Source organism: Brachybacterium sp. AOP24-D1-21, assembly GCF_052378665.1.
Lineage (GTDB): Bacteria > Actinomycetota > Actinomycetes > Actinomycetales > Dermabacteraceae > Brachybacterium.
This window is the reverse complement of sequence record NZ_JBQSXX010000001.1, coordinates 150,677-176,651: the sequence shown is the minus strand read 5'-3', so window position 1 is coordinate 176,651 and position 25,975 is coordinate 150,677. Positions and strand designations below refer to the sequence as shown.

General features: G+C 69.5%; 34 protein-coding genes. 18 read left to right on the top strand and 16 right to left on the bottom strand.

Annotated features, from left to right (window positions below; translation table 11 throughout):
- Positions 1-9: 9 nt before the first annotated feature.
- Positions 10-672, bottom strand: a complete 663-nt coding sequence (locus tag ACT3UF_RS00830) for a FadR/GntR family transcriptional regulator (RefSeq protein ID WP_444607956.1) — start codon at positions 670-672, stop codon at positions 10-12.
- Between the two features lie 173 nt (positions 673-845).
- Here ACT3UF_RS00830 and ACT3UF_RS00825 point away from each other — a divergent pair, with 173 nt between their 5' ends.
- Entirely contained in the window at positions 846-1,640 is a 795-nt protein-coding gene (locus ACT3UF_RS00825) for an ABC transporter ATP-binding protein (RefSeq protein ID WP_444607955.1), read from the top strand.
- 86 nt (positions 1,641-1,726) lie between these two features.
- Here ACT3UF_RS00825 and ACT3UF_RS00820 read toward each other — a convergent pair whose 3' ends face one another.
- A complete protein-coding gene (locus tag ACT3UF_RS00820; RefSeq protein ID WP_444607954.1) occupies positions 1,727-2,470 on the bottom strand; it encodes a sulfurtransferase in 744 nt (247 codons plus the stop codon).
- Positions 2,471-2,502: 32 nt separating this feature from the next.
- Between ACT3UF_RS00820 and ACT3UF_RS00815 the strand changes: the two genes are divergently transcribed.
- From ACT3UF_RS00815 to ACT3UF_RS00805, 3 genes are all read left to right on the top strand, one after another.
- Positions 2,503-2,829 carry a type II toxin-antitoxin system RelE/ParE family toxin gene (locus tag ACT3UF_RS00815; protein ID WP_444502728.1) on the top strand — a complete coding sequence of 109 codons (327 nt, stop codon included), beginning with the start codon at positions 2,503-2,505 and terminating at the stop codon, positions 2,827-2,829.
- Between the two features lie 110 nt (positions 2,830-2,939).
- Positions 2,940-3,380, top strand: coding sequence for a YtoQ family protein (locus ACT3UF_RS00810; RefSeq protein WP_442332506.1), 441 nt, complete (start codon positions 2,940-2,942; stop codon positions 3,378-3,380).
- A gap of 193 nt (positions 3,381-3,573) precedes the next feature.
- Positions 3,574-4,104, top strand: a complete 531-nt coding sequence (locus ACT3UF_RS00805) for a hypothetical protein (protein WP_444607953.1) — start codon at positions 3,574-3,576, stop codon at positions 4,102-4,104.
- A gap of 117 nt (positions 4,105-4,221) precedes the next feature.
- Here ACT3UF_RS00805 and ACT3UF_RS00800 read toward each other — a convergent pair whose 3' ends face one another.
- Positions 4,222-4,461, bottom strand: coding sequence for a PspC domain-containing protein (locus ACT3UF_RS00800; RefSeq protein ID WP_442332504.1), 240 nt, complete (start codon positions 4,459-4,461; stop codon positions 4,222-4,224).
- A 105-nt stretch (positions 4,462-4,566) separates the two neighbouring features.
- On the opposite strand from ACT3UF_RS00800, the gene ACT3UF_RS00795 reads away from it, so the two are divergent.
- Entirely contained in the window at positions 4,567-5,061 is a 495-nt protein-coding gene (locus ACT3UF_RS00795; RefSeq protein WP_441445675.1) for a GNAT family N-acetyltransferase, read from the top strand.
- 181 nt (positions 5,062-5,242) lie between these two features.
- On the opposite strand, the gene ACT3UF_RS00790 is transcribed toward ACT3UF_RS00795, so the two are convergent.
- A complete protein-coding gene (locus ACT3UF_RS00790; RefSeq protein WP_441445676.1) occupies positions 5,243-5,602 on the bottom strand; it encodes a hypothetical protein in 360 nt (119 codons plus the stop codon).
- 111 nt (positions 5,603-5,713) lie between these two features.
- On the opposite strand from ACT3UF_RS00790, the gene ACT3UF_RS00785 reads away from it, so the two are divergent.
- The 3 genes from ACT3UF_RS00785 to ACT3UF_RS00775 all read left to right on the top strand — a co-directional run bounded on the left by ACT3UF_RS00785 (position 5,714) and on the right by ACT3UF_RS00775 (position 7,801).
- Complete coding sequence (locus ACT3UF_RS00785) at positions 5,714-6,691, top strand: aldo/keto reductase (RefSeq protein WP_441445677.1); 978 nt, start codon at positions 5,714-5,716, stop codon at positions 6,689-6,691.
- A 61-nt stretch (positions 6,692-6,752) separates the two neighbouring features.
- Positions 6,753-7,274: an AAA family ATPase gene (locus tag ACT3UF_RS00780; protein WP_441445678.1), complete on the top strand. Its 522-nt coding sequence runs from the start codon at positions 6,753-6,755 to the stop codon at positions 7,272-7,274.
- Between the two features lie 71 nt (positions 7,275-7,345).
- A complete protein-coding gene (locus tag ACT3UF_RS00775; protein WP_441445679.1) occupies positions 7,346-7,801 on the top strand; it encodes an OsmC family protein in 456 nt (151 codons plus the stop codon).
- Positions 7,802-7,849: 48 nt separating this feature from the next.
- Here the strand turns inward: ACT3UF_RS00775 and ACT3UF_RS00770 are convergent, their stop codons facing one another.
- The 3 genes from ACT3UF_RS00770 to ACT3UF_RS00760 form a co-directional block, all read right to left on the bottom strand.
- Positions 7,850-8,470, bottom strand: coding sequence for a hypothetical protein (locus ACT3UF_RS00770; RefSeq protein WP_444502726.1), 621 nt, complete (start codon positions 8,468-8,470; stop codon positions 7,850-7,852).
- Positions 8,467-9,261 carry a GNAT family N-acetyltransferase gene (locus ACT3UF_RS00765; protein WP_441445681.1) on the bottom strand — a complete coding sequence of 265 codons (795 nt, stop codon included), beginning with the start codon at positions 9,259-9,261 and terminating at the stop codon, positions 8,467-8,469. Before ACT3UF_RS00765 ends, ACT3UF_RS00770 begins: the two co-directional genes overlap by 4 nt.
- A gap of 105 nt (positions 9,262-9,366) precedes the next feature.
- On the bottom strand, positions 9,367-9,798 hold the full coding sequence (locus ACT3UF_RS00760; protein ID WP_441445682.1) for a CHRD domain-containing protein: 432 nt from the start codon (positions 9,796-9,798) through the stop codon (positions 9,367-9,369).
- 500 nt (positions 9,799-10,298) lie between these two features.
- On the opposite strand from ACT3UF_RS00760, the gene ACT3UF_RS00755 reads away from it, so the two are divergent.
- The 7 genes from ACT3UF_RS00755 to ACT3UF_RS00725 all read left to right on the top strand — a co-directional run bounded on the left by ACT3UF_RS00755 (position 10,299) and on the right by ACT3UF_RS00725 (position 17,529).
- Positions 10,299-10,949 (top strand): dihydrofolate reductase family protein, encoded by a 651-nt coding sequence (locus ACT3UF_RS00755; protein ID WP_444607952.1) that lies wholly within the window; start codon positions 10,299-10,301, stop codon positions 10,947-10,949.
- Between the two features lie 215 nt (positions 10,950-11,164).
- A complete protein-coding gene (locus ACT3UF_RS00750; RefSeq protein ID WP_441445684.1) occupies positions 11,165-12,811 on the top strand; it encodes a DUF6357 family protein in 1,647 nt (548 codons plus the stop codon).
- A gap of 218 nt (positions 12,812-13,029) precedes the next feature.
- Entirely contained in the window at positions 13,030-13,824 is a 795-nt protein-coding gene (locus ACT3UF_RS00745; RefSeq protein WP_441445685.1) for an amino acid ABC transporter ATP-binding protein, read from the top strand.
- 60 nt (positions 13,825-13,884) lie between these two features.
- A complete protein-coding gene (locus ACT3UF_RS00740; protein WP_441445686.1) occupies positions 13,885-14,754 on the top strand; it encodes a glutamate ABC transporter substrate-binding protein in 870 nt (289 codons plus the stop codon).
- Positions 14,755-14,944: 190 nt separating this feature from the next.
- Positions 14,945-15,619 carry an amino acid ABC transporter permease gene (locus ACT3UF_RS00735; protein ID WP_441445687.1) on the top strand — a complete coding sequence of 225 codons (675 nt, stop codon included), beginning with the start codon at positions 14,945-14,947 and terminating at the stop codon, positions 15,617-15,619.
- Positions 15,616-16,509, top strand: coding sequence for an amino acid ABC transporter permease (locus ACT3UF_RS00730; protein ID WP_441445688.1), 894 nt, complete (start codon positions 15,616-15,618; stop codon positions 16,507-16,509). Before ACT3UF_RS00735 ends, ACT3UF_RS00730 begins: the two co-directional genes overlap by 4 nt.
- Positions 16,510-16,668: 159 nt before the next feature.
- Positions 16,669-17,529 carry a phosphatase PAP2 family protein gene (locus ACT3UF_RS00725; RefSeq protein ID WP_441445689.1) on the top strand — a complete coding sequence of 287 codons (861 nt, stop codon included), beginning with the start codon at positions 16,669-16,671 and terminating at the stop codon, positions 17,527-17,529.
- Here the strand turns inward: ACT3UF_RS00725 and ACT3UF_RS00720 are convergent.
- The 8 genes from ACT3UF_RS00720 to arfB form a co-directional block, all read right to left on the bottom strand.
- Positions 17,413-18,027 carry an NAD(P)-dependent oxidoreductase gene (locus tag ACT3UF_RS00720; RefSeq protein ID WP_441445690.1) on the bottom strand — a complete coding sequence of 205 codons (615 nt, stop codon included), beginning with the start codon at positions 18,025-18,027 and terminating at the stop codon, positions 17,413-17,415. The genes ACT3UF_RS00725 and ACT3UF_RS00720 overlap by 117 nt on opposite strands.
- Positions 18,028-18,094: 67 nt before the next feature.
- A complete protein-coding gene (locus ACT3UF_RS00715; protein ID WP_441445691.1) occupies positions 18,095-18,439 on the bottom strand; it encodes a TraR/DksA family transcriptional regulator in 345 nt (114 codons plus the stop codon).
- A 242-nt stretch (positions 18,440-18,681) separates the two neighbouring features.
- Positions 18,682-19,191: a flavin reductase family protein gene (locus ACT3UF_RS00710; protein ID WP_441445692.1), complete on the bottom strand. Its 510-nt coding sequence runs from the start codon at positions 19,189-19,191 to the stop codon at positions 18,682-18,684.
- Positions 19,184-19,948 carry a dihydrofolate reductase family protein gene (locus tag ACT3UF_RS00705; protein ID WP_441445693.1) on the bottom strand — a complete coding sequence of 255 codons (765 nt, stop codon included), beginning with the start codon at positions 19,946-19,948 and terminating at the stop codon, positions 19,184-19,186. The genes ACT3UF_RS00710 and ACT3UF_RS00705 overlap by 8 nt, the downstream gene beginning before the upstream one ends.
- A 61-nt stretch (positions 19,949-20,009) precedes the next feature.
- The gene (locus tag ACT3UF_RS00700; protein WP_441445694.1) at positions 20,010-20,633 is read right to left on the bottom strand and encodes a DUF3152 domain-containing protein; all 624 of its coding nucleotides are present in this window, start codon (positions 20,631-20,633) and stop codon (positions 20,010-20,012) included.
- Between the two features lie 27 nt (positions 20,634-20,660).
- Positions 20,661-20,864, bottom strand: coding sequence for a hypothetical protein (locus tag ACT3UF_RS00695; RefSeq protein ID WP_441445695.1), 204 nt, complete (start codon positions 20,862-20,864; stop codon positions 20,661-20,663).
- Between the two features lie 151 nt (positions 20,865-21,015).
- The gene (locus ACT3UF_RS00690) at positions 21,016-21,615 is read right to left on the bottom strand and encodes a 1-acyl-sn-glycerol-3-phosphate acyltransferase (RefSeq protein ID WP_441445696.1); all 600 of its coding nucleotides are present in this window, start codon (positions 21,613-21,615) and stop codon (positions 21,016-21,018) included.
- A gap of 71 nt (positions 21,616-21,686) precedes the next feature.
- Positions 21,687-22,127: an alternative ribosome rescue aminoacyl-tRNA hydrolase ArfB gene (gene arfB / locus ACT3UF_RS00685; protein ID WP_441445697.1), complete on the bottom strand. Its 441-nt coding sequence runs from the start codon at positions 22,125-22,127 to the stop codon at positions 21,687-21,689.
- Positions 22,128-22,314: 187 nt separating this feature from the next.
- Here arfB and ACT3UF_RS00680 point away from each other — a divergent pair, with 187 nt between their 5' ends.
- The 3 genes from ACT3UF_RS00680 to ACT3UF_RS00670 all read left to right on the top strand — a co-directional run bounded on the left by ACT3UF_RS00680 (position 22,315) and on the right by ACT3UF_RS00670 (position 24,115).
- A complete protein-coding gene (locus tag ACT3UF_RS00680) occupies positions 22,315-23,061 on the top strand; it encodes a hypothetical protein (protein ID WP_441445698.1) in 747 nt (248 codons plus the stop codon).
- A 104-nt stretch (positions 23,062-23,165) separates the two neighbouring features.
- Entirely contained in the window at positions 23,166-23,768 is a 603-nt protein-coding gene (locus ACT3UF_RS00675) for a GrpB family protein (RefSeq protein WP_441445699.1), read from the top strand.
- Between the two features lie 32 nt (positions 23,769-23,800).
- On the top strand, positions 23,801-24,115 hold the full coding sequence (locus ACT3UF_RS00670; RefSeq protein WP_441445700.1) for a 4a-hydroxytetrahydrobiopterin dehydratase: 315 nt from the start codon (positions 23,801-23,803) through the stop codon (positions 24,113-24,115).
- A gap of 156 nt (positions 24,116-24,271) precedes the next feature.
- On the opposite strand, the gene ACT3UF_RS00665 is transcribed toward ACT3UF_RS00670, so the two are convergent.
- Complete coding sequence (locus tag ACT3UF_RS00665; RefSeq protein ID WP_441445701.1) at positions 24,272-25,837, bottom strand: alkaline phosphatase D family protein; 1,566 nt, start codon at positions 25,835-25,837, stop codon at positions 24,272-24,274.
- Positions 25,838-25,975: the final 138 nt, after the last annotated feature.

Sequence of the window (25,975 nt, the reverse complement as noted above, 5' to 3'; positions counted from 1 at the left end):
TCGTGGCCGTCATCCCGTCGTGAGGGTGAGCAGGTGTTCCCGCGCGAGCGCTGAGGCTGTCCGGCCGTCGCGGTCGGCGATCGCGTCGAGGACGCGCAGGTGCGCCTGCTGATCGGCATCGCTTCCGAACGCGCCACGCAGGCGCAGCAGATCGATCATGGCTCGGCGGCTGCGCGGAGTGAAGCTGTCGAACAGGTCGACGAGGATCGGATTGTGCGACGCCACCACGATGGCTCGGTGGAACGCGATGTCCGCATCGATGTGCGCTTCGATGTCGGTCCGCTGAGCGTCACGCGTGGCTGCTGCATGCCGGATCGCGCGCAGTTCAGCGGCGGTCCACCGCTCGGCCGCGAGCGCGACAGCTTCGACTTCGATTGCGATGCGCGCTTCGATCACCGAATCGATGTCGACTTTTCGCAGTACTGCGCTCCAGTCTTCGACGATGTCGAGTGCAGCAACGAACACCCCAGCTCCTTGCCGGGTGGAGAGCACGCCTTGGCCCGCGAGGCGGCGGATGGCCTCACGCACGGTCGAGCGGCCCACGCCCAGCTGCGGGCCGAGCGTGTTCTCCCCGGGCAGTTTCGAGCCGAGTGGCCACTCGCCGGCGCGGATGCGGTCCAGGAGCAGATCTGCTGCCTGTTCGGCGAGCGGGGTGCGAATCACCTGCGCCATGAAGCCTCCACTTCGCTACTTGTCTGAGGAGTTGTGTACAGTCTAGCCCGTGTCCCAGCAGCTCCGCCCGCTCCGCCTTCCGCTCCGCCTTCTCCGCCTCCTCAGGAAACTCCGGATGGTGTCCGTCGGGAGCCGCGAGTCGCAGGGCCACCTCTTTGAGGGGGAGCACGCCGATGACTGACCGGGAGATCCTTCGGCTAGAGAGCGTCGGCTTCGTGCGCGAATCCCGGCAGATCCTCTCCGACATCACCATGACCGTCCGTGCGGGGGAGCGATGGGCACTGATCGGCCCGAACGGAGCCGGCAAGAGCACCGTCCTCAGCATGTGCGGCGCGGTCGCGCATCCCACTCGTGGCACCGTCCACGTGCTCGGTCGCAAGCTCGGCCGGGTCGACATTCGCGAACTTCGCGAGTCCATCGGACACGTCGATCCGCGGCACTCACCGGGCTCGCCGCTCACTCTCCGTCAGGTCATTCTCACGGGCGCGACGGGTACGACCGAGCTCATGTCGCGCTGGGTCCCTGACGCACTCATCCAAGCTCGCGCCGATGAGCTGATCGAGATGCTCGGACTTGCCGGGCTCGAGGCGGCGGCCTGGCCGACGATGTCGCAGGGCGAGCGAGGTCGCGCTCTCATTGCGCGTGCCCTGTTGCCCGATCCCCCGCTCCTGCTCCTGGACGAGCCCTCCACGGGACTCGACGTCGCAGCGCGTGAACAGTTCCTGGCCACCATCGACGCGCTGCACCTGGCACGACCAGACCTGGCCACCATCCTGGTGACACATCATCTCGAGGAGCTGCCTGCGACGACGACGCACGCCATCTTGATCAAGGCCGGCCGGGTGCACGCCGCAGGCGCTGCCCGAGAAGTGCTGACGACCGAGACGGTGAGCGGGTGCTTCGACCACCCGATCGAGATCGAGCACCGCTCCGGCCGTTGGCAGGCGCGGGCCGCGGCGAGAGGCTGAGCGGTGCGGAGCGGCCGTCGGCCGGGGCTCGCGGGCTCCGCTGCATGGCGCAGGCACATCGAGCTCAGTGAACCTCGAGCGGCGCACTACGAGGCGATGGTGGCCCGCGGCGTGAGGTCGGGAGCGAGCGCCTCGCGCTCGTCGAAGACGAAGCAGTCCCCGTCGTAGTGGTCGCGGCCGACGTGCTCGAAGTAGCCGAGGATCCCGCCATCGAGCTGAAGCGCGTCGATGCCCTCATCGCGCAGGTAGATCGCGGCTTTCTCGCAGCGGATCCCACCGGTGCAGAAGCTCACGACGGTCTTGCCCTCGAGCGCCTCGCGATTCGTCGACGCAGCCTCGGGGAAGTGCGTGAACCGCTCGATGCGCCAATCGACGGCACCCTCGAACGTGCCGTAATCGACCTCGAACGCATTGCGGGTGTCGAGCATGACGACCTCGCGGCCCTCGTCATCGTGGCCCTGATCGAGCCAGCGCTTGAGGGTGCGCGGCGCCACGGCGGGCGCGCGTTCCTCGATGGGGCGGATTGTCGGGTGATCCATGCGGATGATCTCGCGCTTGAGCTTGACCAGCATCTTGCGGAACGGCTGAGACTCCGACCAGCTCTCCTTCGTGGTCAGCGCGGCGAAGCGGGGGTCCTCGCGCAGCTCATCGACGAACTCGCGCACCGCGTCGGCATCACCCGCAAGGAATACATTGATGCCCTCCTCCGCCAGAAGGATGGTGCCCTTCAAACCCGCCGCGTCCGCTCGTGCGCGCAGCTCCGGACGCAGCTGCTCACGATCAGTGATCTGAGTGAACAGGTATGCGGAGATATTGAGGACGGTCGTCACAGACCGAGCCTACAGAGGACTGCGCGGGTGAGGTGCTCAGCTGTGATGCGTGCAGGGGCTCGTCGAGGACGAGCCGCAACCCACCTTGGCCCACTCTTGTGCCGCGATCAGCCTGCGCGATTCCAGATCGGGCTGAGCGATGGGACGCCCGTCAGGCGGAGAAGCACCTCCGCGAGATCCAGATGGCGATCGAGCGCGTCGACGCGGATCCAGGCCGAGGGCGCGCCAGGAGCGAGATCCGCGAAGGCTACGTCAGCTATGCGATCGGCAGTCATGCGGTCTTCTTCGTTCTTCGTGCCGACCACCTGGACATCGTCCGCATCCTGAATCAGCGGATGGACCCTTCCCGGCACCTCTGAGCCGAGGGCTGGGGCACGCACTGAGGTTGGCTCTTCTCACTGCACTGATGAGATGGTGGGACGAAGAGCGCAGGCCAGGCCCACCCGCACCCCATAAGGAGCCTTCAGCTATGAGTTTTTCTGTGTATCTCTCCGGCGAGATCCATTCCGAGTGGCGTGAGGAGATCCGGCGCGGTGCCGAGGCCGCCGGGCTGGACGTGGTCTTCACCGCGCCGGTGACCGACCACCCCGCGAGCGACGCCGCCGGCGACCATCTGGGTGAGAACGACAGCCCGTTCTGGCGTGATCACCAGTCCGCCAAGGTCAACGCCATTCGTACCCGCACCCTGATCGCGCAGGCCGATCTGGTGGTGGTGCGCTTCGGGGACAAGTACAAGCAGTGGAACGCCGCCTTCGATGCCGGCTACTGCGCCGCGCTGGGCACGCCCTACGTGACCCTCCACGAGGCAGATATCATCCACCCGCTCAAAGAGGTCGACGCCGGAGCACAGGCCTGGTGCACGACCACCGACCAGGTTGTGGAAACCCTGCGGTACGTGCTGAAGGCGTGAGCCGGCGGACTCATCGTGGGCGCTGTCACGCTGTCGGCAGAGCACTCAGCCCACAGAACTCGGGAGTTCAGCCGGTATGACACCTTCGCGACGTCGACGTGCAGGCAAAGCAAAGCCGTCCCTCCGCACGGCGCGGTACGGGACTTTCGAGAGTGCGCTGGGAAGGCCGGTCAACAGCGTCGAGGTGCAGTCGGTGCTCGACGTGCTCGGCCCGCACGAGGTGCGACAGCTCAAGGCCTCAGCAGCGAGCTACGACCCGGAGGACGCGCGGACCGTGGCGTGGGACTTCCCGACCGTGCCACCCGCGACGCGATGGGGTGCCACGAACCTCGGTATCCGTGACGGCACGGTCGTGTGGCTCACGGTGGCCAGGGAGCTCGTCAATGGCCAGACCAACGGACTGCCCGTCTCGTTCCGACTCACCGATGACACCGAGGAGCTCTTCAGGCCACAGGGAGCTGAGTGGAACTGGGCCACCGCGATCGTCCGGCGGAGGGGTGCCCTCCTTCTCGACCTCGACGTGCCGCAAGGGCACTGGGACGGCAGCTATCGGTTCCCGCTCACGGCACTGCAGGCGGAGCGCATGCAGGCGGATCCGCTTCTGTATCGCGAGGTGTGGGAAGGACTCGTCCGTGTCTGTCAGAGCGCTCGCCACTTCGATGACCCGGCCACGCTGCCCGACACTGCTCAGTCGCTCATCAACGCGCGCTGCGGGCCGGGATGAACACGGTCTTTGTCGCTCATGCAGTCTGGAGGGGCCTCGCGGGCACTCTGAGCGGAGAGTTCGCGCTGTTCAGCCGGTGAGGGGCAGCTCCGGAAACGAAGCCGGGATGGTTCCGGATCACCGCTCGAGAACGCGCTCGAGCGGGATGCGGCCGTCCTGCCAGGGGAGCAGGGCCCAGGCCACCAGGTAGGCGCCGAGTCCGAGCACGGGCAGCAGGAAGGACGCCAGGAGCAGCAGACGCACCAGCCAGACGTCGATTCCGAACTTCTCGGCGAGACCACCGCCGATGCCCGCGACGAGGCGGCGAGGCCCACGTCGGAAGCCGATTCTGCGGAAGGTGTTGAAGAAGGCACTCATGGCTTCCACGGTACGGAGCACCAGCAGTTCCCGCAGTGGGGGCAACCCCCGGAAAAATGGAAGGTTCCCTGACCCGACGTTCCGCCTCGCTTTACGATGTGCGCCATGACCTGGATCGCTCACCGAGATGACCCGGTGCCCGACGATGTGGCCCGCCTGCTCGTCACCGTGCCCGAATGGTTCGGCCGTCCCGAGTCGAACGCCGAGTACGTCGAGGCCGCCCGTACCAAAGAGACCTGGACCGTCCGCGACGCCTCGGATGTTGTCGTCGGCGTCACTCTGGTGGATCGTCACTTCCCGTCGGCCGCCGAGGTGCACCTGATCGTCGTGGAGCGCGCCGCGCACGGGGCTGGCATCGGTACGGCGATGCTCTCCGCCCTCGAGGCCGATGCCCGTGCCCGGGGCGTGCGGCTGCTGGAGGTGAAGACCCTCGGTGCATCGCATCCTGACCCTGCCTATGCACGCACCCGGCACTTCTACGAGAAGCAGGGCTTCCTGCCGCTGGAGGAGACCGAGCTGTGGGGCGAAGGCACTCCCTGCCTGATCATGGTGAAACCGCTGCCCACCGGTCGGATTCACGAGGGAGCGGAGCGACGTTGAGGCGTGCCCCTGAACCAGATGACACGCGGATCTGGAGCGCGAGGGCACGTCGATCGCGGTCACCGACCTCGGTGGCGAGGGGCCGACGCACTGACGCGATGGTTGCGGTGAGATCGCCCAGCTGGCCCCGCAGTGACCACGCACCCCGGGACCGCGCGGGTGACGATACTCGCGTGCCGTCTCAGCCCAGCGGCATCTGATCCTCGCCGAACTCGACGCCCTCCGACTCGAGCCGCTCGCGCGCGGCATGGTGGACGACCCCGCGACGCCTCGGGTCGGGCTCGAGGAGCCCGATCACCGTCTCGCGAGAGGTATTGGGGTGCTGCGCCACGACGACCCGGGTGCTCCAGAACTTGTCATGCGCGAATCGGGCGAGCAGTGCCGCGCTCGCGTGCCGATTCGCCGCCGCGTCATTGCGGATCGCCTGGTTGGTGTCGCTGAGGAACGGTGCGAGCTCCTCATCGGTGGTCGCGCTGGCGGCGAGCGCGTACCGCCGCTGCTCGTCCGCCACCTCCTCCGGCGTCTTCTTCTTCCGTGCCATCGGTCGTCCCCGTCTCGCGTCGGTCCGTCGGATGCACACCGTAACCCTTCGCACCGACGGGCGGACGAGACCGCCTGCCGGAGACTGCCACCTTGGCGATAGCCTGGGGCGATGCGCTATGACTCCCTCGGCTCCAGCGGTCTTCTCGTCTCGTCACTCGGCATCGGATGCAACGCCTTCGGGCGCCGGATCGACCAGGACGCGGCGACCGCCGTCGTCCAGGCCGCGCTCGATGAGGGCGTGACCTTCTTCGACACCGCCGACACGTACGGCATCGGCGAGTCCGAGACGATGCTCGGGAAGGCGCTCGGGGCTCGCCGTGAAGAGGTCGTGATCGCGACCAAGTTCGGTATGGACATGGGGGAGACCTACCCAGGAGCGCGGGCGAACCGGGCCAGCCGCGGCTACATCCTCCGCGCGGTCGAGGGATCCCTGCGCCGCCTCGGCACCGACCACATCGACCTCTTCCAGCTTCACGCCCCCGATCGCATCACCCCGATGGCGGAGACCCTCGACGCACTCGGTGACCTGGTCCGCTCCGGGAAGGTGCGGTACATCGGCTGCTCGAACCTCGCTGCCTGGGAGGTCGCGGACGCCGCCCACCTCGCCGACGCCGTCGGTGCTCCCTCGTTCATCACGGCGCAGAACGAGTACTCCCTGTACAACCGCAGCGCCGAGACAGAGCTCGTCCCCGCCCTCGAGCATTTCGGAATGAGCCTGCTGCCCTACTTCCCGCTCGCCTACGGGCTGCTCACCGGCAAGTACTCGAAGACGGGCGGCGCCCCTGAGGGGACCCGCCTCGCCACCGAGACGGCCCGCTTCGACAACGCCCGCTGGGACGTGATCGAGGGCTTCCGCCGGCTCTCCGAGGAGTCCGGGCGCAGCATGCTCGAGATCGCCCTCGGCGGCCTGCGCGCCCAGCCCACGGTGGACACCGTCATCGCCGGCGCCACCCGCCCCGAGCAGGTCGCCGCCAACGCTCGCGCCGTGGCGTGGGAGCCGACAGCGCAGGAGCTCGACGCGATCGACGCCGTCGCGGCCCCGGGCTCGGGCCCCGGCCACACGACCTTCGCCGCGTCCCGCCGCTGAATCCGGCCGACGGGCGGTCTCCGCGAGCCGGTGCTCGGGACGGACCTGAGAGGATCGCGCCATGACTCCACGCCTCCTCGCCGTCTCCGGACTGCCCGGCGTCGGGAAGACCACCGCCGCAGCGGCGATCGCCCGTCGGCTGAGCGCCGTGCACCTCTCGATCGACGCGATCGAGGAGGCGCTGCTGGGCTGCGGCCTGCCAGCGGGCCGTCAGGTCGGGATCGCCGCCTATGAGGCGGCCCGCGCGATCGCCGAGCTCAACCTCCGACTCGATGCCGACGTCGTCGTCGACGCCGTCAACGACAGCGACGAGGCGCGGCAGACCTGGCGCGGCGCCTCACGGTCGACAGGAGCGCAGCTCCTGTTCGTCCACCTGGTCACCTCGGATCGGGGAGAGCACCGGCGCAGGCTCGAGGAGAGGGACCGCGGCTTCGCGCACGTGCCCGAGCCGCGATGGGACCAGGTGCTCCTGCGCGCCGCCGAGAGCAGTCCCTGGACCGATGAGCACCTCGAGCTCGACTCCGCAGAGCTGCCGGTGCATGAGGTGGTCGATGCGGTGCTCGCCCGCCTGGAGCTGTCCTAGCTGAGCGTCGCGAGGGAACGCCCACGGCGCATCATGCGGCGCAGCGAGCGCACCGTCCCTAGGATCGCCCCATGCACACCCACGAGTACGACGCGCAGCTCACCTGGACCGGCAGCACGGGGGAGGGGATCCGCTCCTACTCCCGCGAACATCATGTGAGCGTGGCCCCAGGGGTCGACATGACCCTCAGCGCCGACCCGGTCTTCCGCGGAGACCCGGCGCTCGCGAACCCGGAGCAGCTGCTCGTGGTCGCGGCGAGCTCCTGCCAGATGCTCTCCTTCCTCGGCGCCTCCGCCCGCGCGGGCGTCGACATCGTCTCCTATGAGGACGCCGCCTCCGGGGTGATGCCCGAGGAGTCCGAGCCGATGTCGATCACCGAGATGGTGCTGCGCCCGCGGATCCGCGCCCGCGGCACGGACGCGGCGACGCTGCAGGATCTTGTCGAGCAGGCGCATGAGCGCTGCTTCATCGCGAACTCCCTGCGCAGCACGATCACCATCGAGCCCGAGTTCGAGATCCTCGACTGAGCAGAGGGCCGGACGTCGGCCGACGGACGTCGCGCGCGGTCGCGCCCACTACGTCTGCTTGTGCTTCCGTTCGACCTCGACGCGGACGCCCCGCCGGGCGAACTCCTCGAGCATCGACTCGTACAGCGGCCGGTAGTCGACCGCCGGGTAGCGCAGCAGCGGGATCCGCAGCCGTGCTTCGCCATCCTTCACGGTGATCCGCGGGACGCCCAGCAGCTCGTCCAGGTGCAGGACCAGGGCTCGGTTCAGGTCCGCCCGATCCCACAGGATCTGGAGCTTCGCGTCGTTCTGGTACTGGACGGCGGTGACCGCGGAGATCGACTCCCACGGGATCAGGTGGTCCCCGCGAACCCGCAGCCCGCGGGCCGACGGCTTCAGATCGATGGCGTCCGCCCCCTTGCGGACCGAGCCCCGGATCCCGCTCACGAGCCCCACGACGCCGAAGAGGACGCAAATCCCTCCGAAGATGGTGGGCATGCCCTGAAGGGTGATCTGCGCGCGCTGGCTCAAGGTCTCGGGAAGGTCGTTCCTGATCAGGTAGATGCCGCACCAGAGGGTCACGGAGCCCAGGAAGAGCAGCAGGGAGCCCCGATCCACCCTCGGCCAGTGATGCGCGCCGGTGCTGACGAAGTCCCGCGGGGGTCGGGTGCGAAATCGAGAGGTCGTCACAGTCCGAGGTGCTCCCTCTCTCGTGGGCCGCGCTGCCACGTCCACGGCACGGTCCCGGTGGCCCTCACGAGACCGGCGCGTTCGAGGATCGGACGGGAGAATTCGGTCGAGTCCGAGTGGATCCAGCGCACGCCCTGCGTCATGGCCGAGCGCACGCGCGCCGCGGTGAGCGCACGGTAGATGCCGCGCCCGCGGAAGTCGGGAAGAGTCGCCCCGCCCCAGACGCCCGCGAAGCCGGTGCCGGGGATCGGGTCGATCCGGCCGGCGCTCACCACCTGGCCGTCGCTCTCCGCCGCCCACAGCTCGACCGTGTCCCCGCGGGCCTGCCGCTCGAGGATCTCACCCAGCATCCGCTCCGCCATCGGACGCCCCCCGAACACCGCGTCCTGCATGTCCAGCGCGGCGCGCAGCTCCACGGGCGCGCTCAGCCGGCGGAGGGTGATCCCGGCCAGCGGCTCCACCCCGATCAGGGCGGAGGCCTCGCCGAGCATCACCGATTCCGCCGCTCCCGCCACGAATCCGGCCGCAGTGAGCGCCTCGTGGAGTCCGGGCGTGCGATCGTGCGTTCGGGTCTTCCATTCCGCCTCGACGAGCGAGGGATCCTGCGCGAGCAGCGCCTGCACGGCGGCGACGCCGGCCGCGGGATCCTCGAGCGCGCGATAGGTGACCAGCAGCCGACCGCCCCGGAACCGCCCGATCCACAGCGGCCCGTGACGGGTCACGCTCCGCGCCCCCGTCATCTCGGCGGCGGTGCGGAGATGGGCGTCGTAGAGGGCGAGGAGATCGGTCACCGCCCGAGACTAGCGGTGCTCAGCCCTGCACGAGATGGCCGGTGTCGCTCACGCTCGCGACCGCCCACTGCCCGAAAGGCGGTCTCGTGCGCGAGGCGGCACCGACTACTTGAGCTGGCCGCGCACCTCACCGCCCGGGTAGGTCGGCGTGTGGACGTTGACGTACCAGCTGCGCGGACTCTCCCGGATCCCGGCCAGGATTGCCGGGTCGGTGACCGTGGTGCAGGCCTCGACGTCGAACGAGGTCGCGTTCGGCACGGAGAGCGGGACGTGGACGGGACCCGCGACGCCCTGCTCGCCCAGGTGCACGTGCGCGGCGACGGCCCCGGTGGTGAGCCCGGTGACCTCGAGCGTGTAGCAGAACTGGTCGCCGTCGATCGAATAGCTGAACTTCCCATGCCCTCCTCCTTCGGCACCGGTGGTCTCCTGCCCGTTGTTGACCGGGATCGCGGGGGCGGCGTTCGCGGCGGCGGCACTGCCGCCGATGGTCAGCAATGACAGCGCGGTGGCTGCGGTGATGCGGGTGAGGTTCTTCATGGCGTGCTCACTTCCTCGTGACGTGCCCGTGGTGCGGGCCTCACAGAGGACCACGAGAGAGAGGGCTCCGGGTTCACTGCAGGATCGACGCAGAGCGATTCTGCGGGCCGATAGGATCGCGGCTCCGAGCGCCGAGCGCGCCCCGACCTCCTCGAGGAGCACGAACGGCACTTCTTCCAGCTCGAGCTCCTCGACGCCGAGGTCCCGGAGCGTTGGCAGGCGGGGAAGAGGGATCCCTCCGACGGCGGAGCGGCACAGCGATGGACCTGCTGGTGGACCCCGCTGAGGGACTCGCACGTGCTGTGCGCCGGGTTCGGTGCGCGGCTGGGCTGGGTGGAGGGCGCCGTCCGCCCCGGCCCCGGGGAGACGTCGGCCTGAGCGCCGTGTCCGGCATCGCTTGCGCCGGCATTGCTTGCGCCGGCACCGCCGAGGCCTCACCCTGTGTGCACGGGAGCGGAGCGTTCGAGCGATCTCTTCATGTCATCGCACAGGGAGCGCACATGGTCCGGACCAGGGTTCACAACCTCCTCGTCTCCGCGGACGGCTATGCCGCCGGGGAGCACGTGACGCTGGAGGAGCCGATCGGCGGCGCCGCGGCGCTCTTACGCTCCTTCGACGGTCGCGTCATCCATGGTGTGCATGGGATGGACGACCCGGTGACCGTGGATCGCGCCCTGTTCAGCCTGTGGGGCCAGGGCGTCGGTGCGGAGATCATGGGGCGGCGGAAGTACGGCCCGCAGTCCGGCGAGTGGCCGGACGACGGCTGGAAGGGATGGTGGGGCGATGAGCCGCCCTTCCTCACGCCCGTCTTCATCCTGACCCACCACGCGCGCGCGTCGATCGAGTTCGACAACGGCACGAGCTTCCATTTCGTGGACGCCTCGCCCGAGGAGGCGCTGCGCCTCGCCCAGGAGGCGGCAGGAGGGGCCGACGTGCGGATAGGCGGGGGACCCTCGACGGTGGGCCAGCTCCTCGAGGCGGACCTCGTCGACTTCCTGCACATCGTGATCACCCCGATCGTGCTGGGCGCCGGGGTGCGGATCTGGGATCACCTCGCCGGGCTCGAGCAGCGGTTCAGCATCGAGTACGTCAGCACCGCGAGCGGTCTGACCCATCAGCTGTGGAACCGGGATCGGGCCCGCCAGGGCTGACACCCAGGGCTGACACCGCACCACGGCACCCCGGGCCGCGTGCCGTATTCTGCCGCCCCAGCACTCCGAGGTGCCGTCCCAGCCGACGAAGGAGCCCTCATGACCTCGCGCCCGATGCTCGGTCTGGTGCCCATGCGCCCGCGGGACCCGCGCGAGCCCGGCCGAGCGGCGTCGTCGGGTACCTGAGCGTCTTCTTCGCCATCTGGCGGGCCTGGATGAACTTCACCTGGTTCGCCACCTCCTTCGACACCGACGACTGGCTCTACAGGGTGCTGACCATCGTGCAGATGGGCGGCGTGCTCGTGCTCGCCTCGGGCGTCCGGCCGGCCTTCGTCGACCATGACTTCCGGGTGATCGTCCTGGCCTACGTGGTGATGCGCCTGGCCCTGGTCGCGCAGTGGCTGCGGGCATCGCGCGGCGCCGGTTCCGCGCGCCGGACCGCACTCGTGATCGCCGTCCTCGCCGTCCGCGAGGGGATCGAGGCCTGGCAGGGGGACGCCTGCTGCGCCGCGTCGGACGGGAACGACCGGCGAGGCGCGGACTCCGCCCATCGGCGACGGAGGAGGATGGGCGTCTCGACCCGCCGAGCGAAGGATCCCCGCATGACAGACACAGTCTTCGTCCGCAGCACGAGGTGGCTCCCGTGGGTACGACGCACGGAGGAGGACGGGCTCGAGCTGGTCCTGGTCGGAGGTGCCGATGCGACTCACGATCCCCGCGAGTTCCCCCTTCCGATCCAGGAGGAGCATCTCGCCGTGCTCCGCGAAGATCTCCCTCGGCACGTCCTGCTCGCCGCGCTGATGCAGCCTCTGTACGACGACGCCGGAATCCGTGATCCCTTGGATGCACGGGCGGCGTCGGCGCTGCTGCGGACTGTCCTGCTCGGCTCGCCGGCGCAGATCGATGCGCTCGCCGCGGGCGCGCAGCAGGTGGACTCCTATCTCATCGGTCATGGGGCTGATGCCGAGGCGCTGGCGCGCGGGGAGCTCTTCCGCGCCGCCCGCGGCGTGACCGAGTCCGTCGACCATGCGCGCCGGGCCGAGCACGACGCCGCCCGCCGCCGTGCCGGCCGCGGCATCGTGCTCGGCCCGTTGGACACTGCGATCCTCGACTACACCGGACAGCGTCTCCACGGCGGAGGGGTCCCACGTCGGCTGCCCGACGCGGTGGAGCCCTCGATGCTGCCGACGGTCCTCGAGGTGATCGCCGAGGTCGAAGCGGCCTGCGAGGGAATGCAGATCCGCAGGGACCCGCGACGGGGAGCCACCGGCACGGACAAGCAGGACTGGCGGCGGATCGAGGCCGCGACCGAGGCTGCCCTCGTGCGCTTGCACCCCGAGCTCAGCGCAGCCACCGTGCGCTCGCTGTGCGCCCTGGTCGGCGGCGAGGCCGCGGATCGTGGAGAGGGCCGCCCTTTCGACGAGGAGGACCTGCCGGTCGGCGGCGAGCGCGTGCGCGAGCTGGTCTTCTCCGACGCGGAGGGGACGGAGGAGCGCTGGCGACCCGGGGGCGTGCGCGCGGCCGAGGCGTTCTGGCAGTTCGTCGCACGGAACGTCGGCCGCGCGAACGAAGTGTTCTCCCTCGAGGACCCCACCCATCTCGAGGAGATCCACCTCCACTTCTATGCCGACGGGATCGAGCGGATCATTGCGCCGACGGGTCGCGTGGAGGACGGGCTGGAGGAGGAGTACGGCATCGTCGGAGGCCTCGCTGAGTACCGCGAGCTGGTGCGCAGCTTCATCGAGGGAGGCTATGCGGCGCTCGACGCCCAGGGGCCGTGGCTGCCGGACACGGACGCGTTCGTCGCCGCCGTGCGGCGCCATCGTGCGGGGGAGGGCGGGCTGACGCTCGAGCGCCGGTGACCTGATCCGCAGCCACAGGCACAGGCGCAAACCCAGGCCCAGGGCGAGGAGCGGGGAGCGGGGATCCGGACCGGAGGGGTGGTTCACTGCTCGAGGACGACTGACCGGCCCCCTCCACGCCGCACGGCGCGCCCGCGAGGCGCCAGCGCAGACAACGATTTGGTCAAGGGATCAGCGGGCGGCAGGTATCGAGGATCGAAGCGGATAGCCTCTCGGGTATGACGCAGACCACACCGGAGTCGGAGGGCGTCGCTGCCGCCGCCGCGACCTCGAAGCGCCCGCTCGTCGAACTGACGGGCGTCAACAAGCACTTCGGCTCCTTCCAGGCCCTCACTGACATCACCCTGACCATCCCCGAAGGACAGGTGGCGATCGTGATCGGCCCGTCGGGATCGGGCAAGTCCACTCTGTGCCGGACCATCAACCGGCTCGAGACCATCGACGAGGGTGGCCGCATCAGCATCGACGGCAAGGTGCTGCCCGAGGAGGGCAAGGCGCTCGCCACGCTGCGCGCCGAGGTCGGGATGGTGTTCCAGTCCTTCAACCTCTTCGCCCACAAGTCGATCCTGGAGAACGTCACGGTCGGCCCGATAAAGGTCAAGGGCATCAAGAAGGCTGAGGCCACCAAGGAGGCCATGGCGCTGCTGGAGCGCGTCGGGGTGTCCGCGCAGGCCAAGAAGATGCCGGCCGAGCTGTCCGGCGGTCAGCAGCAGCGGGTGGCCATCGCCCGGGCCCTGGCGATGAAGCCGAAGGTCATGCTGTTCGACGAGCCCACCTCCGCGCTGGACCCGGAGATGGTGCAGGAGGTCCTGGACGTCATGGTCCAGCTCGCCCGCGAGGGAATGACCATGGTCGTGGTCACCCACGAGATGGGCTTCGCCCGGAAGGCCGGGGACCGCGTCATCTTCATGGACGAAGGGCGGATCCTCGAGGACACCGATCCGGAGACCTTCTTCACCGACCCGCAGCACGACCGCGCCAAGAATTTCCTCGGAAAGATCCTGGCGCACTGAACACCCCGCGTGAATCGTCTTTTGCACCGCACCATCACTCCCCACCCAACTGGAGGAACCATGCGCAAGAAGCTCGCATCAGCAGCGGCGATCGCCGCCGCAGCCGTACTGGTCATGTCCGCCTGCGCCCCCTCGCAGTCCGGCGACGAGGGCGGTGGTGGCGGTGGCGGTGAGAGCGGCGGCGAGAGCCTCCGCATCGGTATCAAGTTCGATCAGCCGGGTCTCGGCTTCCGCGAGGGGGACGGCGACCCCACCGGCTTCGACGTCGAGGTCGCGAAGTATGTGGCCGGAGAGCTCGGCTACGGCGCGGACCAGATCGAATGGGTCCAGACCCCTTCGGCCAACCGGGAGAACGCCCTCGAGGGCGGCGAGGTCGACATGATCCTCGCGTCCTACTCCATCACCGACGAGCGTGACGAGCGCGTCGACTTCGCCGGCCCCTACTTCGTGGCCGGCCAGGATCTCCTGGTCCGCGCCGACGACACCGAGATCACCGGACCCGACGTCCTGGACGGCAAGAACCTCTGCTCGGTCACCGGCTCGACCTCCGCTCAGAAGATCAAGGACGACTTCTCCCAGGGCGTGGAGCTGGTCGAGCAGGGTGGCTACGCCGAGTGCGTCACCTACCTCGAATCCGGGCAGGTGGACGCCGTGACCACGGACGACATCATCCTCGCCGGACTCGCTGCCACCCCGGAGAACACCGGCAAGTTCAAGGTCGTGGGCAACACCTTCTCGGTGGAGCGTTACGGCGTCGGCATCCCCACCGGCTCCGACAAGTGCGAGGACATCAACGCCGCCATCACGAAGATGAAGGAAGACGGGGCCTGGCAGGAAGCGCTGGACACCGCCACCGAGGGCACCGGGTACACCCCCGACGAGGAGCTGAACAGCGGACCCGAGTCCGAGCTCGAGTCCTGCGACGACTGAGCGGCCCCGCCGCACCTCGCAGCTTCGCTGCACTTCGCAGTCTCGCTGCACTTCGCGGTCCCGCCGCACTTCGCGGCCCCGCCGCACCTCGTGACGGCGGCAGGACGGGCATCTTGCCCGACCTGCCGCCGTCCGCCCCGGCACCGGACGGTCCCCGCCCTCGGCCATGGGCCACCCAGACAGGAAGCACATGAACGGATTCCTCGAACTCTTCGCCGAGTACGACGTGCTCGGCGCCTTCTGGATGAATATCAAGCTGACGGCGATTGCCGCCGTCGGCTCATTCCTCCTGGGCACAGTCCTGGCTCTGTTCCGGATCTCGCCGGTGGCTTCCTTCCGCGCCGTCGGCACCGCGTACATCAACATCGTCCGCAACACCCCGCTGACGATCATCATGGTGCTCGGTGTGCTCGCGGTCTGGGGCCAGCTGAAGGTCGAGTTCTTCTCGAGCTTCGACCTGAACTTCTTCACCTACGCCGTGATCGCCCTGACGATCTATCACGCCGCGTTCGTCTGTGAGGCGATCCGCTCGGGCGTGAACACGGTGCCGCTCGGCCAGGTGGAGGCCGCGCGGGCCATCGGCCTCACCTTCCTGCCAGCGGCCCGGATCGTGGTGCTCCCGCAGGCGCTGCGCGGCGCGATCACGCCCCTGGGCAACACCCTGATCGCCCTGACCAAGAACACCACCGTCGCCGCTGCCGCCTCTGTGGCCGAGGCTTCGGGCCTGATGAGCACGATGATCGAGTTCAACCCCAACCTCATGGTCTACATCTTCCTCACCATCGCGATCGGCTTCTGCTTGATCGTCATCCCCATGGGCATCCTCACGACCTGGCTCTCCGACAAGCTGGCGGTGGCCCGATGAGCGCGCAGGCGGGCATCCTCTTCGACGCGCCCGGCCCGCGGGCCAAGCGCAATGTTCTGCTGACGAACCTGATCGCTCTCGCGGTGATCCTGGCGATCGGGGCGCTGGTGCTGCTGCAGCTGGATCGGCAGGGGCAGCTGGCGCCGCATCAGTGGGCGAACGCGCTGAACGGCAACGCGTGGACGAACTACTACCTCCCTGGTCTGCAGTTCACCCTGCAGTCCTCGGGCATCGCCGTGATCACCGCGACCGTCTTCGGTCTGGTGTTCGGCTTCCTGCGGCTGGCCCCGTTCGCGATCATCCGCGTCGCTTCGAGCGTGGTCGTGGAGTTCCTCCGCGCGGTGCCGGTGCTGGTGATGATGTTCTTCCTGTACTTCTTCCTCTCCCGGCGGATCGCGCCGACGGGGCTCTTCGCCTCGGAGGACTCCGCCTACTTCGCGGTGATCATCGGGCTGACCCTCTACAACGGGGCGGTCATCGCCGAGCTCATCCGCTCCGGAGTGCATTCGTTGCCGAAGGGGCAGCGGGAGGCAGCCGCCGCCGTCGGCATGACGCGCAACCAGTCGCTGCGGATCATCGAGGTGCCGCAGGCCCTCACCGCCATGCTCCCATCGCTGCTCAGTCAGTTCGTGGTGATCCTGAAGGACTCCGCGCTCGGCTTCCTGATCGGCTTCTACGAACTGCTGCAGTACTCCCGCCAGCTGGGCTCGGGCTACTCCAACATCTTCCAGACCCTCGTGGTCGCGGCGCTGATCTTCATCGTGATCAACTACCTGCTCACCAAGGTCGCGACCTGGCTGGCGGGGATGCTGTCCTCCCGTACCGGCGGCTCCACGGCCCCGACCACGTCCACCACGATGGTCTCCACCATGGGGCAGGACGTGAAGTGACGTGAGCGCCATGGTCTGCACCATGGGGCAAGACGCGACATGAGAGACCGCGGGACGGCGCCGAGCGTGCCGCAGATCCTGTGATCTCCCGCGCACCGTGCTCGACGAGAGGCCCGGCCATTTTTCTCCGTCCGGGGAGTCTCCTAGGCTTTCTCGACGATGGTCGCCGATACCCAGATTTCGACCGACGCCATGATCGACACCCCGCTCGACCGGCGTCCGCTCAGGGAACTCGATCTGAGCTGGTTCGACCGGGTGACGTCGGTCCCGGCTCTTCTCCTCGCCCTGGTCGCGGTGAGCCTGCTGGCGGTGGGCCCCCTGCAGGAAGTGGACCGGCTCCTGGCGCGGCGCTGGCTCGTGCAGATCGACCCGTCCTCCCTGGCGTTCGCCCAGAACGTGTTGGACCGGATCGCCGGCCAAGCCGTGTGCCTGCCCGTGCTGGCAATAGTCGCGATCGTTCTCGCACGACGACGGCGCTCGTGGCGACCGGTCGTGATCGCCCTGCTCGCCGAGGCGGGCTTCCTCGGCGGGGTGGGAACGCTCAAGGTGCTGCTCGGCCGCGGAGCGTCCTCCACGGGTGACCCCCGCTTCTTCGAAGCGGGCCTGCTCGAGATGGGCACCCTGGGGATCAGCTTCCCCTCAGGTCACGCCGCGGAGGCGGTGCTGATCTACGGCACGGCCGTGCACCTGATCTCGCACTACAGCAGCGCTTCCCAGCATGTGGTGCGGAACCTGCGCTGGATCGTGGTGCTGCTCTGCGTGAACTCCGTGAGCGTGTCCTTCCTGCTCGGCTGGCACTGGATGACCGACCTCAACGGCGGTCTCCTCGCCGGCGGTCTGCTCCTGCGACTGCTGGTCGAGGCGGATCGGCGCTCGGGGGACGCGACGGCAGCGCGGCGCACCTCACCGGGCGCTCACACCGAGCTTCCTGCCGATCGTCGAGTCATCCGCGAGCACGTCCAGCAGCAGGGCGGCCAGATCGCTGCGGGAGATCGACCCGCGCAGGGTTCCCTGCTCTGAGGGCTCGAGTGCGCGCCATGCCCCGGAGGCGGGCCCGTTCGTGAGACCTGTCGGACGCACCAGCGTCCAGTCCAGCCCGGACTCGACCACCGCCGATTCCTGCTCGTCATGGTCGGCCAGCGGCTTCGCGAGCAGAGTCTTCATGGCCCACCCGACGATGCCGGGCAGCTGAGAGCCGGAGTCTCCCGCTCCCAGCGAGGACTGCACGACGAGTCGGCGGGCGCCCGCGGCCTGCATCGCGGTGACCACCGCCCTGGTCACGGCGGCGCGCTGGTGAGGGACACCCTTGGCTCCGCCGACGGTCACCACCACGGCATCGGCGCCGGCCACGGCCTCAGCGGCGATTCCCGGCGCCAGGGCGTCGCCGGAGAGCGCGCGGGCACCGGCGGGAGCTGCGCCGCGGCGGGAGAGCGCGGTGACCTCATGGCCCTGCTCATGCGCCAGGGAGGCCAGCAGCGCTCCAGTGCCCGTCGAGACGCCGATCACAGTGATCTTCACAGAATTCCCCTCACGTCATCGATGCCTGCGTGAATCGTAGCCACCCTGCTCGCAGGGTGCGGCGGGCTCACGGCGCGCAGTCGATGCAGGTGGTCGCCTCCGGTCGGGCCACCAGGCGTGCCGGCGCGATGGGGCGACCGCAGGCGCTGCACCGGCCGTCCTCGCCGCGCGACCAGCGAGCGTGCGCGTCGTCGATCGCGGCGAGAGTCTCGAGCGTGTTCTGGCGCAGGCCTTCGAGCCGGGACCACTGGGCGGACAGCGGGACCCCGTCGGGATCGTGCTCATCATCGTCGCTGAGGCCCTCGCGCGTGCGCCGCAGCGCGAAGAGCTCCTGCTCGATGTCCGTCAGGCGCGCGAGCGCCTCCTGCCGACGGGCCGCGATGCTCGCTGCCCGTGACGGTGACGAGTCCATTGCGAGCTCCCTTCAGGTCTGCGGCGAGAGGCTGCTGCCCCCGGTGCGCTGCTCCCAGTGTGCCCCGCCGTCGCGCTGATGACAGATCTTCCCTCGGCGGCTGGGTGCTCGTGTTGCCCCGCGCCCCCGCTCGCCGGGCGGGGCAGGCGAGAGCGCATGACTTCACCCGTGAGCGCGGGCGGGGAGAGGCGCAGGATCTGACTTCGAAGGGCCCGCGCCGGGCCGTCGAACCGGCGGTGGCCTCAGGGCCGGATCGCCCGTTCCTCGGCCGCGTGGCCCGCTCGCAGATGCGCGACCTGGGACATCCGCAGCGGCTCGAAATAACTCGGCGAGCGGGCCGAGCGCAACGTCGTGGTGACGCACATATGGTCCCCGCTGTCGTCGAGAAGGGTGAGTCGCTCGACGAGCATCCGGTGCGGGCAGGCTTCGAGGAGGGGGACCCCGCTCTCGTCGATGCTGATCTCGAGCCCGGAGAACTTGTCCTCGTCCTCGCCGGAGAGGGTCCCGAAGCGCTTCGCGAGGTCGAGGTCCTCGGCGGTGAGGAAGTGGATCGCGAAATGGGTGGCCCGCAGCCCGACCCGGTAGGTGTGGTTCGCCTTGGACAGCCACAGGCAGTAGTGCGCGGCCGAGATGCTCGACTGCGCATGGAAGCCCACCAGGCAGCCGGCCTGCTCACCGTCGGCCGCGGTGGTGACCACGACCATCGCGGGATCGGCTGCGGCCATCAGCTGTGTGAAGGCGTCGTCATTCATCGGCTGAGCCCTTTCGCGGGAGTGTCTCGTAGCGGAGGAACAGCGTGTCCTCCTCGACCATCGCGGCCTTCAGCGCGAAGCTGCTGAGCGGTGCACCCGGAGGGGTGACGCTGACCGGCAGCGGGTCCCCGCCCATCAGGGGGGAGAGGGACAGGCACAGCTCGTCGAGGCGGTCGGCGGCGACCAGCTCGCCGAGCCATCGCGGGCCGCCCTCGCACAGCACCACCCGATCTCCGCGTTCGGCCAGTGCGCGCAGCGCGGTCGCCGGGTCGACCCGGTCCTGGCCGGCGATGATCACCGTCGCCGTCTCACGCACTGCGGCCAGGCGCCGCGGATCGGCGGCGGCGCAGCTGATGACGAGGGTCCGCGCGTCCGCGGGCGCGCCCGCGAAGACGCTCGCGGTGAGATCCAGGTCGAGGCTGCGGCTGACGATCGCGACCGGCGGGGTCGCGGAACGACCGCTGAGCCGACGCTGCTCGCGTGCCTGCTCGGACAGCCGGATCGGCGCGTAGCCCTCGCGGCGCACGGTCTCGGCACCGATCAGCACCACATCGGCGATCTGCCGCATGCGGCGGAACAGCGACTGGTCGGGGGCGGTGGACAGGGCCCCGACGCGCCCGTCGATCGCGGCGGTGCCGTCCAGGCCGGCCACCATGTGCCCGGTCACCCAGCATTCATGTCGGGGTCGGGAGCGGTCCACAGCGAGGTAAGGCTCGAGGGGGTCGGGAACGTGCGCGCCGTGCTCGAGGAGCTCCATCAGGGCACCCTACGCCGCCGGCTGCGGGACGCGATGACGGTGCAGCGGGGGGAGCGGGCGCTCAGCCTGTCGCGCTGGTCGCAGGCCAGGCGTTCGGCGCGCATCCTTCGAGGTCCATGGACTGCTGCAGCATCACGGGCGCGGGTTGCTCGGCTCCGCCGCACTGGGCATGGCTGTGGCCGAGGAGATGACCCACTTCGTGATTGATCATGTAGGCGCGGTACTCCGTGAGGTCGCCATAGGTCGGGGTGGCGTGGAGCCAGCGGTCCGAGTTCAGCGCCACGTCCGGGCCGATGCGGCAGCTCCAGGTCCCTCCGGTCTTCGCCGGCAGGCAGAGCGCATCCACGGTGGGCGGGGACCCCAGTGAGATGGTGAACTCGGCCTCCTCGGCTGTCGCCAGCTGATGGAACGCCACTCCTTCGAGCTCCTGCCAGCCACGGGGATCGGCGAGGACCCGGGCGATCTCCGCCGAAGCCTCCTCGGCACTGACTCCGATGCCGTCCTCGACCCGCACGGCGTAGGTGCGCACCGTCGCACCCTCCGCGGCTGCAGGCGCGGGGGAAGGCTGAGCGAAGGTCCAGGTGCCGGCGCCCACGGTGCCGGTGCGCACCATCGCCTCCTCGTCGGCCGGGCCGTCTCCTTCAGCCTCCGGGGTGCCTTCGGCCTCCGGGGTGAGCGTCTCCACGGTCGCTCCGCCAGCATCCGACGGGCCCTAGCCGCCGGCGTCGTCGGTCGCGGACGCGGTGCGGGAGCTCGAGCCGGGGTTCTGAGAGTCCTCGTCCCCGCCGAGTGCCCGGACCACGGCGACCAGCGCCAGGATCAGCAGCGCGACCAGCAGCAGCACCAGGCCGGAACGGACCAGCCGGCCGCGCCGGGTGAGCCGGAGCTGGGGACGAGGAGCGGAGGGCGGGGGCACAGGCTCACGCTAGAGGACCGGACCGGCTGCGCGACGGAGAAACGCGGGACCCGGGAAGCGGTCTCCACCCTGATAGCCTGGGGCGATGAGCTGCCGCGTCGTCGGCATCGACTCACCGTGCCCGCGACGCCGGGGCTCCTGGCCGCTCGATTCAGGCGGGGTCGGGAGATGCGGGGTCCGTGGTCGTGCCCTCTTCCCGCAGACGCGGTTCGACCCGCATCGACGGGTGATAGCCGGTCTTGTCCGCGTAGAAGTCACGGATCCGGTCCATGTCCGCACCGATGTCGCCGGTGAGTTCGAGGCTCGGGCCCAGTCCGGCGGTCATCGTGGTGCGGTCCACATATCCGAGCACCACCGGCAGCCCGGTGGTGCGGGCGATGCGGTAGAAGCCGGACTTCCAATGGGTGTGCGCGCCGCGGGTCCCGTCGGGCGTGACCACCAGGCCGAACACCTCACCGGCGTGCACCCGGGCCACCACTTCGTCGACCACCTTGCTCGGGTCCGAGCGGTCCACCGGGATCCCGCCCAGAGCCCGCATGATCGGGCCCCTCCACGAAGTGAACAGCGTGTGCTTCCCCAGCCAGCGCAGCGGCAGCCGCAACTTCCAGGAGATCGCGAGCATGAACGCGAAGTCCCAGTTGGAGGTGTGCGGGGCGCCGAGGATGACAGCGGGCTGGCGCGGAGCCGGTTCGGTGACGAGCGTCCAGGGGCTGAGGGCCCAGAAGGCGCGGGCGAGGAGGCGACGGAGCATGGGCTCAACCTAGACGAGGTGGGGGAGCCGAGGGAGCAGAACGCGCAGGCCGTCGCCGCATCTCCAGGAGATCACTCCCCTCCGGGCCGGCGCCTGGTGCGTTTGAGGTCCGCCCGTCGGCTCTTCGCCTCGAGCCGCCGACGTTTCGAGCCCTTCGTGGGGCGAGTCGCCCGGCGCACCACGGGAGGGGCGACAGCCTCCCGCAGCAGTGCTGCGAGACGCTCCCGTGCCGCCCGGCGGTTCTGTCGTTGTGAGCGCTGCTCCGATGCGGTCACGGTGAGGACTGTGCCCGCGAGCTTCCCGGAGAGCCGGGACAGGATCCGTGCCCGCTGGACCGCGTCGAGCGCGGTGGTGGTGGCGAGGTCCAGGCTCAGCTGCACCCGGGAATCGGTGGTGTTGACTCCCTGCCCGCCGGGGCCGGAGGCGTGGGAGAACTGCTCGTCCAGCTCAGCGGCCGGCACCCGCAGGCCGCGCGGTGCGCCGGGGCCCGGGGTGACCAGCAGATCGTCCATACCTCCAGTCTGGCCGACGGGCGGGCGGGAAGGCGCCGGCCGGAGCGTGGGATTGCACGCGTCGACCGCTCCTGACGCGAGCTGCCGGTCAGCGCGCGCCGCCAGTCACCGCGCACTGCTGGCCACCGCGGACTGCTGGCCACCGCGGGCCATGGACGCGGCGGCGCGCAGCGGGCACGATGGCCGTATGACTGAGTCAGCGGGGGCGGCGCACAGTCCAGAGTCGAGCGCCGAGGGGACGGCGCGCACTCGTCGCCCGGCGGTGGCATGGGATCCGGGCGCCGACACGCTCATCGCACTGCTCACCCTCCTGGGATTCTGGGCCTCCTACTGGGCGGGAACCACGATCCATTCCGTGTTCCTCTACGCCGGGATCCTGCTGCTGGGCACTCTGGTGCCGGCGTGGGTGGTGCTGCATCGCCGCCGCGAGGGGCTCGCGGGACTCGGCATCACCCGCCGCTTCCTGGCTCGGTCCCTGGTCATCTCCGCGGTGCTGGGAGTCGGCTCCGCCTATCAGCTGGTCATGCTGTCCGCCGAGCAGGGGATCCCGGTGCTCCCGCACCTGCTCGGGAACCTGATGGTGCTGTGGGAGCCGCTGTTCGTCTTCGGCTGGCTCTTCCTACGCTGGGAGCGCGCCTTCGGCTGGCTGCCGGCGATCGGACTGACCGGCGCGGGCTTCACGCTCCAACACGTGGGCAGCGTCCCGCTGCTCGCGGCGCTGAGCTTCGGCGCCTTCGCACTCGTCTTCGCCGTCGTGTTCGCCCTGGTGCGGAACCTGCTGATCCTGTGGCCGCTGTTCTACCCGGTCGCCAGCGGGATCGGCACTCTGCAGTCCGGCTTCGCGATGGACTGGGGCGACGTGGTGATCGGGGCGGCGCTGCTGGTGGTCCAGCTCGCGATCATCCTCGGGGTGTGGAGGACTCGCCGCCTATAGTCGCCTCGGCACCGCTCGTCGCTCCGGCACCGCTCGTTGCCTCGGCACCGCCGAGACCGGTATCGGTGCCGGTGAGACCGTCAGGAGTCGAGCAGGTGGAACCGATGACCCTTCCTTTCCAGCGCAGCGAGCACGCGGCACCGATGGCACCCGCGCTCGCCGCCGCGCTGCGCGATGCCGATCTCGGCGTGCGCCGAGGCGTCGTGGAGCTCTCGGAGCCCTCGCCCCGCTGGGCCCGGACATTCGCCGGGCTGGTCGACGCGCTGACACCCACCCGCCCGGTCGACGCCCTCGCCCTCGAACACATCGGGTCCACCTCAGTGCCCGGCCTGCCCGCCAAAGCGATCCTCGACGTGGCGATCGGTCAGCGGCCCGGCTCGGACCCGCTGCCGCTGCACGGGTGGCTGATGCGCGCCGGGCATCTCTACCGCGGCGAAGCCGATGGGAACCGCCCCGATCGGATCTACGCCCTCGAGCTCGAGCCTGGAGTGCGGCTGGTCAATGTCCACGTGCTCGACCACGGTGATGAGCAGTGGCGCCGCTATCTCGCCTTCCGCGATCACCTGCGCACCCACCCGGCGGAGCGCGATGCCTATGCGAAGTGCAAGCGGCGCCTGGCCAGGGAGCACCCCGAGGACCGGCTCGCGTACGTGCAGGCCAAGGGCTCGTTCATCACCGGCCGAGATACCGGAACCTCCGAGGGGTAGCCGCGCGACCACCACCGGGGCACGATGGAGCCATGGCTGATTCGAAGAAAGTTCTGTCCTCCACCGAGATCGCCGACGCCGCCCTCGAAGGCTGGCAGCAGGACGGCGAGACGCTCACCGCCGGCTTCGCCACCGGTGATTTCGCCACCGGTCTCGATCTTGTGAACCGCATCGGTGCCGCCGCAGAGAAGGCGAACCATCACCCGGACCTCACCCTCACCTATCCGGAGGTCACGGTGACGCTGACGAGCCACGACGTCGGTGGCGTCACCAGCCGCGACCTGGAGCTTGCCCGCGTCATCAGCGGTTATGCCGCGCAGCTCGACATCGCCGCCTCGCAAGGCTGAACCGCCTCGCCCGGCTGAACCCGCCTCGCCATGCTGAACGGCCGTGCCAGGCTGAATGGCTGCGCCAGGCTGAATGGCTGCGCACAGCTGAACGGCCGCGTGACGCTGAACGGATTCGGGGCGGGGTGCAGCGAGCGGTGAGCAGGAGCTCGCCGCTCACACGCGATGCGCCCCGGCGACCCCGGTCTCGATCACGAAGGAGGCGTCCGTCTCGCGCGGCGCATCCGCAGTGGAGACGTACTCCACGGTGTGGAAATCAGCCCGGAACTGCTCGGGGGAGACCTCACAGGTGACATAGCCGCGACGATCCTGGCGGTAGTGCATGTACGGCATGTCGCTCTGCCACAGCTCGAGCTGGCCGTCGGAGACGTTCATCCCGTCGCCGTTGGAGGTGACCGAGGTGACCACCACCTCGCTTCCGAGGACAGGGCTCGCATCGTCCTCGAAGTCTCGGCGCAGGTCGTTGAGGTAGTGGCAGTGGACATCCCCGGTGAGGACCACGAAGTTCTCGATCTCACGCTCGGCGACGAGGCCGAGGACCCTGTCGCGGGACCCCTGGTACCCGTCCCAGCCGTCGTTGTACGCGCCGGGCCCGCCGACCTTGTAGTCCATGTTCGCGAAGAAGATCTGCTGCGGCACCACATTCCACACAGCGCGTGATTCCACCAGACTCTGCTCGAGCCAGCGGTGCTGCTCCTCGCCGAGCATGTCGGTGGCCCACTGCTCGGGGCCCACCATGTCCTTCTTCCCGCCGTAGGGCTGCGGGTCGCGGTACTGGCGGGTGTCCAGCACGCTGAACCGCGCGAGATCCCCGTAGTCGAATCCGCGGTACAGCGGCAAGGCGGTGTCCACCGGCTTGCGGAAGCGGCGCAGGGGCATGTGCTCCCAGTACGCCTGGTAGGCCGCGGTGCGGCGCGCTGTGAAGTCCGCGGTGGAGGCATTTCCCTGGCCCGGGTCGTCGTTCTCCGGGGACATGCCCGCGTAGTTGTTGTCCACTTCGTGGTCGTCCCAGGTCACGATCCAGGGCGCGGCGGCGTGGGCCGCCTGCAGGTCCTTGTCGGTCTTCTGCTGGGCGTGGCGGCGGCGATACTCGCCCAGGGTGTGAATCTCATCGCCCTCGTGGCGTCGCACCCCGCCCTGCTTCCCGGCCGCGTACTCGTAGAGGTAGTCGCCCAGGCAGAACACCACGTCCAGATCGTCCTGGGCCAGGTGCTTGTAGGCGGTGAACCACCCCTGCTCGAAGCTCGCACAGGAGGTGACGCCGAAGGAGATCGGGCTCAGGGATCCGGCCGCCGGTGCGGTGCGGGTGCGACCTGCGGGGGAGATCTCTCCACCGACCCGGAAGCGGTACCAGTACGGCGTCCCCGGTGCGAGCCCTCCCACCTCGACGTGCACGCTGTGGGCCTCCTCGGGCAGTGCCTGCACGGTCCCGCTCTGCAGGACGGTCGCGAAGTCGTCGTCCTCCGCGATCTCCCACTCGACCTCGACGGTGCGCTGCGGCATCCCGCCGTCCTCGAGCAGCGGTTCCGGGGCGAGGCGGGTCCACAGCACCACCGAGTCCGGCAGCGGATCACCGGAGGCGACCCCGAGGGTGAACGGTGCGGCGACCCGGCCGGCGGTCAGCGCGAGGATCGAGGCGGGGACGGCGAGACCCGCACCGAGCGCGGCACCGCCGATGAGCATGGTGCGGCGGCTGGGACGGGTGAGGAGAGGAAGGGGCACGGGTACTCCAGATCGGGAACGAGCCGTGTCGTCAACGGCCCCGACCACCGTAGGAGCGCACCCCTCCGCAGTTCACGGGAGGGACCATGACCATGCGGTGAACATCCTCGGAACGGCTGAGTTCAGGTTCCATCAGCA